This window comes from Sphingomonas sp. DMC6 (assembly GCF_056314225.1).
Genome location: NZ_JBQUYT010000004.1, coordinates 487,583 through 495,675 on the forward strand (window position 1 = coordinate 487,583; position 8,093 = coordinate 495,675).

Genomic DNA, 8,093 nt, shown 5'->3' on the forward strand with positions numbered 1-8,093 from the left:
CAGGGCGATCGTCGCGGCTGGGGCGACGAGCGGTTGACGTATCCGCAACTCGCTTCCAAAGGCGTCCGCACATAAACAGGGAACACGACGTGACAGCATCCTTCACCGATTGTGCCAATGCGATCCGCGCGCTTTCCATGGACGCGGTCGAGGCCGCCAATTCGGGGCACCCCGGCATGCCGATGGGCATGGCGGATGTCGCCACGGTGCTGTTCCAGCGCTATCTCAAGTTCGATCCGGCCGATCCCTACTGGCCCGATCGCGACCGGTTCGTGCTCTCGGCCGGCCATGGCTCGATGCTGCTCTATTCGCTGCTGCATCTGACGGGCTATGCCCGACCGACGCTGGAGGACATCAAGAATTTCCGCCAGATCGGCAGCCCGTGCGCCGGTCACCCGGAGAATTTCGAGCTCGCCGGCGTCGAATGCACCACCGGCCCGCTGGGGCAGGGGCTGGCGATGGCGGTCGGCATGGCGATTGCCGAGCGGCACCTGAACGCGACCTTCGGCGACGATCTGGTCGATCACCGCACCTGGGTGATCGCCGGCGACGGCTGCCTGATGGAAGGCATCAACCACGAAGCGATCGGCATTGCCGGCCATCTGAAGCTCGACCGGCTGGTCGTGCTGTGGGACGACAACAACATCACCATCGACGGCCCGGTTTCGCTCTCTTCGGTCGAGGACATTCCCGCTCGCTACCGCGCGACCGGCTGGGAAGTGCTCGAGTGCGACGGCCATGACGAGGAGGACATTGTCCGCGCGCTCGACGCTGCGGTCGCCAGCGACAAGCCGGTGCTGGTCAAGTGCCGCACCGTGATCGGAAAGGGCGCGCCGAACAAGGAAGGCACGTCGAAGGTCCATGGCTCGCCGCTGGGCAAGGACGAAGTCGCGGCCGCGCGCGTCGCGCTCGGCTGGAACCACGAGCCGTTCGAAATCCCCGGGGACATCCGCGACGCCTGGCTCGAAGCAGGTAGCCGCGGCGCCGCACCGCACGCTGCATGGAAGCAGCGCCTCGCCGCGCATCCGGATCGCCTCGGCTGGGAACGCCGTGGCGATGTGCAGCCGAACCTGCTCCAGCCGCACATTCAGCAGCTGATCGCCAACCCGCAAAAGGTCGCGACCCGCAAGGCGTCCGAGCTGGCGCTGGAAGCGGTCAACGCGATCCTCGACGAGACGATCGGCGGATCGGCGGACCTTACCGGCTCGAACAACACGCTGACCAAGGGACTGCAGCGGCTCGACGCCGCCAATTACGGCGGCCGCTATATCAACTACGGCATCCGCGAATTCGGCATGGCCGCCGCGATGAACGGCATGGCGCTGCACGGCGGCGTGATCCCCTATGGCGGCACCTTCCTGGTGTTCGCGGACTATGCCCGCGCCGCCATCCGCCTCTCGGCGCTCCAGCATGCCCGCGTCGTCTATGTCATGACGCATGATTCGATCGGTCTCGGTGAAGACGGCCCGACCCACCAGCCGATCGAGCATCTGATGAGCCTGCGGATGATCCCGAACCTCGACGTGTGGCGGCCGTGCGATGTTGTCGAGACCGCCGAGGCATGGGAAGCCGCGCTCGCAAAGTCGGATGGCCCGTCGTTGCTCGCGCTCAGCCGCCAGAACCTGCCGCAGCTCCGCACCGAAGCGACCGAGAACCGCTCGGCTCGCGGCGCCTATGCGCTGCTGGAGGCGGAAGCGCCGCGCAAGGTGGCGCTGCTGGCGACCGGCTCGGAAGTCGAGATCGCCGTCGCGGTGCGCGAGGCGCTGGAAGCCCAGGGCATCGGCGCGGACGTCGTCTCCTTCCCTTGCTTCGAACGGTTCGACGCGCAGGACGCGGCCTACAAGCACGACATCCTGCCCGCCGACGCGCTCAAGGTCTCGATCGAGGCCGGCACCACCTTCGGGTGGGAGCGTTACACCGGCACCGACGGGCTGCGCTTCGGCGTGGATAGCTTTGGCGCTTCGGGCCCCTATCTACGCCTATACGAACATTTCGGTCTCACTGCGGACGCCATCGTCCCGCAGATCATTGCCAAGCTGAACGGAGAACAGGCATGACGAAGGTTGCGATCAACGGTTTCGGACGTATCGGCCGGCTGGTGGCACGCGCGATCCTCGAGCGCCCGGAAAGCGGACTCGAACTCGTGACCATCAACGATCTGGCCGATGCCAAGTCGAACGCCTGGCTGTTCTCGCGTGACAGCGTCCATGGCAAATATCCGGGCACCGTCGAAGCCGATGGCAACGACATCGTCGTCGACGGCAAGCGCATCAAGGTGACCGCCGAGCGCGATCCGGCCAACCTGCCGCACGCCGAAAACGGTGTCGAGATCGTGCTCGAATGCACCGGCTTCTTCACCGATCGCGCATCGGCCCAGAAGCATATCGACGCCGGCGCCAAGAAGGTGCTGATCTCGGCACCGGGCAAGAATGTCGACCTCACCGTCGTCTATGGCGTCAACCACGACAAGCTGACCGCCGAGCACAAGATCGTCTCGAATGCGTCGTGCACGACCAACTGCCTGGCGCCGGTCGCCAAGGTGCTCAACGATGCGATCGGCATCGAACGTGGCCTGATGACGACCGTCCACGCCTATACCAACGACCAGAAGATCCTCGACCAGATCCACAGCGACCTGCGCCGCGCGCGTGCCGCTGCCATGTCGATCATCCCGACCACGACGGGCGCTGCCCGCGCGGTGGGCGAGGTGCTGCCGGAGTTGAAGGGCAAGCTCGACGGTTCGGCCGTCCGCGTGCCGGTGCCGGACGGCAGCCTTGTCGACCTGACCTTCCAGCCGAAGCGCGACACCTCGGTCGAGGAAGTCAACGCGGTGCTGAAGGCGGCCTCGGAAAGCGGCCCGCTCAAGGGCGTGCTCTACTACACCGCCGATCCGATCGTGTCGGCCGACATCGTCCACACGCCGGCGTCGTCGACCGTCGACAGCCTGGAAACCGCGGTGATCGACGGCAAGCTGGTCCGCGTGGTGAGCTGGTATGATAACGAATGGGGCTTCTCGAACCGCATGGTCGACACCGCGACCGTGATGGCGGGGCTCTAAGACGACGATCCTCCGCTGAAACGGAGGGCACTTCTGAATCCCCCTCCCGCTTGCGGGAGGGGCTAGGGGAGGGGAGGACGGTTGCACGGGCTGCAGCCCCTTCCATCTTCAAGGCGGCCCTAGTGTCGCAGAGCGGCTCCTCTTCTGTCATCCCGGCTTCCGCCGGGATGACGATGGTGGGCGGGGGCGGCACGGCGGCCAAAGGCACAAGCGCAGGATGCGAGCGCTCCGCCAATAGGATGCCGCTCGCGCAGCTATTCAAACGCGAGGGACAGGGCATGGCGCGCAATTTCAAGACGCTCGACGACATGGGCGATATCACCGGCAAGCGGGTGCTGGTCCGCGAAGACCTGAACGTGCCGATGGCGGACGGCGCCGTTACGGACGACACCCGGCTCCGTGCCGCCGTGCAGACCGTCGCCGAACTCGCTGATCGCGGCGCGAAAGTGCTGGTCCTTGCGCATTTCGGCCGCCCGAAGGGCGTGCCCAGCGCCGAATTTTCGCTCGCGCAGGTGGTCAAGCCGTTCGAGCAGGTGCTCGGCCGCCCGGTCCGCTATATCGATTGGGAAGCCGACGCCGCCTCGGTCGCGACGCTGAACGACGGCGACATCGCGCTGCTGGAAAACACCCGCTTCTTCGGCGGCGAAGAGAAGAACGATCCGGCCGTGGTTGATCGTTTCGCATCGCTCGGCGACCTGTATGTCAACGACGCCTTCTCGGCTGCGCACCGCGCGCACGCCTCGACCGAGGGCCTCGCCCACAAGCTGCCGGCCTTTGCCGGCCGCCAGATGGAAGCCGAGCTTGACGCGCTCGACAAGGCGCTTGGCAATCCCAAACATCCGGTTGCCGCGGTGGTCGGCGGCGCCAAGGTTTCGACCAAGCTCGACGTGCTCAAACACCTCGTCGCCAAGGTCGATCACCTGATCATTGGCGGCGGCATGGCCAACACCTTCCTCGCCGCGCGCGGGGTGGATGTGGGCAAGAGCCTGTGCGAGCACGACCTGACCGGCACCGCCGAGGAAATCCTCGACGCCGCCGACGCGGCCGGCTGCACCGTCCATCTGCCCTATGATGTGGTGGTTGCGAAGGAATTTCGTGCCAATCCGCCGGTTCGGACGGTCAATGTCCACGAGGTCGCGGCGGACGAGATGATCCTCGACATCGGCCCGGCGGCGACCGAGGCGCTCGCCGACGTGCTCAAGACCTGCAAGACGCTGGTGTGGAACGGCCCGCTCGGTGCGTTCGAGATTCCGCCGTTCGACACCGCGACCGTCTCGCTGGCGCGGACGGCGGCCGCGCTCACCAAGGAAGGCCAGCTCGTCTCGGTCGCAGGTGGCGGCGATACGGTTGCGGCGCTCAACCAGGCCGGCGTGGGCGGCGACTTCAGCTTTGTCTCGACGGCGGGGGGCGCCTTCCTCGAATGGATGGAAGGCAAGGAACTGCCGGGCGTCGCCGCACTGGCGCGCTGAAGCGTTGCAATCCTCCCCCGCCAGGGGGAGGTGGCGCCGAAGGCGACGGAGGGGGAGGTCGGCGTCGAACTAAGGACGCACTTCCCCCGCCTTCGGGCGGCGCCCGTCACCGCTCCTTGCGAGGCTCCTCACGCCGGCCGGGGCTCGTTGAGCAGCGGCACCAGTTCCTGGTTCAGCAGGTCGAGCGTGAACGCCCCTGCCTTGGCGTAGCGCAGCCGTCCGGCGCGATCGACGATGTAGTTGGACGGTACCGCGCCATCGATCGGGCCATAGGGGCCCTTGATCCGCTTGGTCGGCTGAATGCTAAGCGTCTCGAATACCGGCTTCAGCTTGTAAATCGGCACCGAATCCTCGGTGGTGAGCGCATAGACCCGCAGACCATGGCTGCGCTGTAGCTGGAAGTAGCGATCCAGCAGCGGCAGTTCCTTGCGGCACGGCCCGCACCAGGTCGCCCAGATGTTGAGCACCACGACGTCGCCGCGCGTCTCCGAAAGTTTGATCCTGCTCCCGTCGAGCAGCACCAGTTCGGCGTCCGGTGCCGCTTCCCCAACCTTGGGCTGGTGCGACGGCGCGGCGATGGCGGGCCAGGGGGAGAGCGCGAGGCCCATGCCCGCGTTTAACAATTGCCGCCGGTCCCACGTCATCGCCCTTCTCCCCGATTCTGTCGGAGCGAAAGCTAGCTGCCGTAACGGACGGGTCAATCGGGTACGTGGATGGCTCCAAATGGAGACCAACTGTCGTACAGGTATTCGACGTGTCCCGCCACTGCGGCACAAGTTTGTTCGCCAGTCGTTTTGGGGAGCGTTGTCAGCCTTTTCGTGCGTGTATCGGCGCGATAGGGAGCGCGCCAACAGCATCCGTTGAGGGAATATCATGGGCATCACGCCGGCCGTTAAAGCGATCCTCGCAAATTATGAATCCGACAATCCCGGTGTGAAGGCCAATCTGGCGCGTATTCTGATGCAGGGTCGCCTCGGCGGGACCGGCAAGCTGATCATCCTGCCGGTCGACCAGGGGTTCGAGCACGGCCCCGCGCGCAGCTTCGCGGTAAACCCCGACGCCTATGATCCCCATTACCACTTCCAGCTGGCCGTTGATGCAGGTCTGTCGGCCTACGCCGCGCCGCTGGGGATGATCGAGGCAGGGGCGGACGCCTTTGCCGGCCAGATCCCCACGATCCTCAAGGTCAACAGCTCGAACAGCTGGGCGACTGGCATCAATCAGGCCGTCACCGGCGGTGTCGACGATGCGCTGCGGCTCGGCTGCTCGGCGATCGGCTTCACCATCTATCCGGGCGCCGACGACGTGTTCGAAATGATGGAAGAGATCAAGGAAATGCGCGCCGAGGCTGCCTCGGTCGGCATTGCGACGGTGATCTGGTCGTATCCGCGCGGCGGCAAACTGACCAAGGACGGCGAACTCGCGCTCGACGTCGGCGCCTATGCCGCGCACATGGCGGCGCTACTCGGCGCGCACATCATCAAGGTGAAGCTGCCGACCGCGCATATCGAGCAGAAGGATGCGCAGAAGGTTTATGAAGGCACTGACTGGTCGGCGCAGTCGGAGCGGGTGCGCCATGTCGTGAAGAGCTGTTTTGCCGGCCGTCGTATCGTCGTCTTCTCGGGCGGCGCAGCCAAGGGTGCTGATGCCGTCTATCAGGACGCGCGGGACATTCGCGATGGTGGCGGCAACGGCTCGATCATCGGCCGCAACACGTTCCAGCGCCCGCGCGCAGAAGCGCTGGCGATGCTCGACAAGCTGGTTTCGATTTATAAGGGCGAGGAGGCCTGAAACCTGCCCCGGCGGCGCCGGCGGGGTCCTTCCCGCACGGCGCCGCCGCATAACTTCAGCCGAGCAGCACCTTGAGCGCCAGGGCATCGGCAACGGCATGCGCCTCGGCATCATTGTTGAAGAAGGCCCAGCCGGTTCGCCCCTGCGCAGCCTCTGCCATAAGCCAGTCGGCGGCGGCGCGCAGCACCGCCTGCGGGTAGCGGCCCCAATATTTCCCAGCGCTACCGTGGAAGCGCCGATAGGCGAGGGGCCCCGTGGCGCGGATCGGGCTCACCGATCCTGCCATGTCGTGCACGCAAAAGCCGATACTGCCCTGTTCGAGCAACGCGAACACCGCATCGCAATACCAGCTCGGATGGCGGAACTCTATCACATGCGCCATGTCGCGCGGGAGTGCGGCGACGAACGCAGCCAGTCGATCGACATTGACCGCGAAGTGCGGCGGCAATTGATAGAGCACCGGCCCCAGCCGGTCCTGTAGATGCCGGATCGGCAGCAGAATGCGCGCCAGCGGTTCCTCCGGATCCTTCAGCTTGCGTGCCTGTGTCAGGTATCGCTGTGCTTTTACCGCATAGCGGAAACCGGGCGGCGCCTGTTCGAGCCATGCAGCGAAGGTTTCGGCGGCGGGCAGGCGATAGAAGCTGTTGTTGATCTCCACCGCATCGAACTGTGCGGCATAATAGCCATACCATTGCTTGACCGGCAGCCGCTCGGGGTAGAATGCGCCGCGCCAGTGGCGGTACATCCAGCCCGAACAACCGACATAGATTTGACCAGCGGAGTTACTCATGCACGACCCGATCGACGACCTCGACATCGACAACGCGCTGGAAGGCTTTGCGGATCAGTTCGTGCGCGACGATCGTCGTCCGCCGTGCCAGCTCTATCTGATCTCGCCGCTGGATGTGGGCGGCAGCTTTCCCGATCGCCTGCGCCGTGCGCTGGATGCAGGTTCGGTTGCCGCGTTCCAGTTCCGGGTAAAGGATGTGGACCAGCATGAAGCCGCACGACTGGCCGAACCGCTCCAGAAAATCTGCGCGGATGCTGATGTGGCTTTCATCGTCAATGACAGTGTCAGCCTGGCGAAGCGGCTTGGTGCCGACGGCGTGCATCTCGGCCAGGGCGATGGCGATGCCCGTGAGGCGCGTTCGATCCTCGGGCCGAACATCCAGATCGGCGTGACCTGCCACGACAGCCGGCATCTTGCGATGGAAGCGGGGGAGGCGGGTGCCGACTATGTTGCGTTTGGTGCCTTCTATCCCACCAGCACCAAGGAAACGAAGCACCGGCCGGAACCGGCGATTCTGTCCTGGTGGTCGGCGTTGTTCGAACTGCCGTGCGTAGCGATCGGCGGAATCACGCCCGCCAACGCTGCACCGCTCGTCCAGGCCGGCGCGGATTTTCTGGCGGTCAGCGGCGCGGTCTGGGGCGGCGACGAAGCGTCTGCCGTCCGGGCGTTCGCCGATTTGCTGGGTCAGAAGCACGGGTGAGTCTCCGGAATCGGGGGAATGCGTGGCGATTCGTCATCGATTCGTCACGCAGGCGCTGAAAGTTCCGGATAAAATATATAACAATATCAATGTATTGAGTGCAATTTTCGGGGCTTGCGACACAAAAATGCAAAAAGCCGTTGACGGACACCGGTCCCCCGCATAGAAGCCGCTCCACCGACGCGGTGCACTTCACTGGACGGCGCGACGGTCACCGAAAATCAGGCGCGGCGGCCGCCCCGAGAAAAAGGGGAGAGGCGCAGCGTCGGTTTTTGTCGCTCTTTG

At 65.2% G+C, this 8,093-nt stretch carries 7 protein-coding genes; 5 read left to right on the plus strand and 2 right to left on the minus strand.

Annotation, left to right across the window (positions count from 1 at the left end):
• The first annotated feature begins 89 nt into the window (after positions 1-89).
• From tkt to ACT53M_RS12895, 3 genes are all read left to right on the plus strand, one after another.
• Complete coding sequence (tkt, locus tag ACT53M_RS12885) at positions 90-2,057, plus strand: transketolase (protein ID WP_476233827.1); 1,968 nt, start codon at positions 90-92, stop codon at positions 2,055-2,057.
• Complete coding sequence (gene gap / locus ACT53M_RS12890; RefSeq protein WP_476233828.1) at positions 2,054-3,058, plus strand: type I glyceraldehyde-3-phosphate dehydrogenase; 1,005 nt, start codon at positions 2,054-2,056, stop codon at positions 3,056-3,058. The genes tkt and gap overlap by 4 nt, the downstream gene beginning before the upstream one ends.
• Positions 3,059-3,336: 278 nt before the next feature.
• The gene (locus tag ACT53M_RS12895; protein WP_476233829.1) at positions 3,337-4,527 is read left to right on the plus strand and encodes a phosphoglycerate kinase; all 1,191 of its coding nucleotides are present in this window, start codon (positions 3,337-3,339) and stop codon (positions 4,525-4,527) included.
• A gap of 128 nt (positions 4,528-4,655) precedes the next feature.
• Here ACT53M_RS12895 and ACT53M_RS12900 read toward each other — a convergent pair whose 3' ends face one another.
• The gene (locus tag ACT53M_RS12900; RefSeq protein WP_476233830.1) at positions 4,656-5,171 is read right to left on the minus strand and encodes a TlpA family protein disulfide reductase; all 516 of its coding nucleotides are present in this window, start codon (positions 5,169-5,171) and stop codon (positions 4,656-4,658) included.
• 229 nt (positions 5,172-5,400) lie between these two features.
• Here ACT53M_RS12900 and ACT53M_RS12905 point away from each other — a divergent pair, with 229 nt between their 5' ends.
• Entirely contained in the window at positions 5,401-6,318 is a 918-nt protein-coding gene (locus ACT53M_RS12905; RefSeq protein ID WP_476233831.1) for a class I fructose-bisphosphate aldolase, read from the plus strand.
• 55 nt (positions 6,319-6,373) lie between these two features.
• Here the strand turns inward: ACT53M_RS12905 and ACT53M_RS12910 are convergent, their stop codons facing one another.
• Complete coding sequence (locus ACT53M_RS12910) at positions 6,374-7,108, minus strand: DUF72 domain-containing protein (RefSeq protein ID WP_476233832.1); 735 nt, start codon at positions 7,106-7,108, stop codon at positions 6,374-6,376.
• Here ACT53M_RS12910 and thiE point away from each other — a divergent pair.
• The gene (gene thiE, locus ACT53M_RS12915; protein ID WP_476233833.1) at positions 7,107-7,808 is read left to right on the plus strand and encodes a thiamine phosphate synthase; all 702 of its coding nucleotides are present in this window, start codon (positions 7,107-7,109) and stop codon (positions 7,806-7,808) included. The two genes, ACT53M_RS12910 and thiE, sit on opposite strands and share 2 nt — an antisense overlap.
• Positions 7,809-8,093 lie beyond the last annotated feature (285 nt).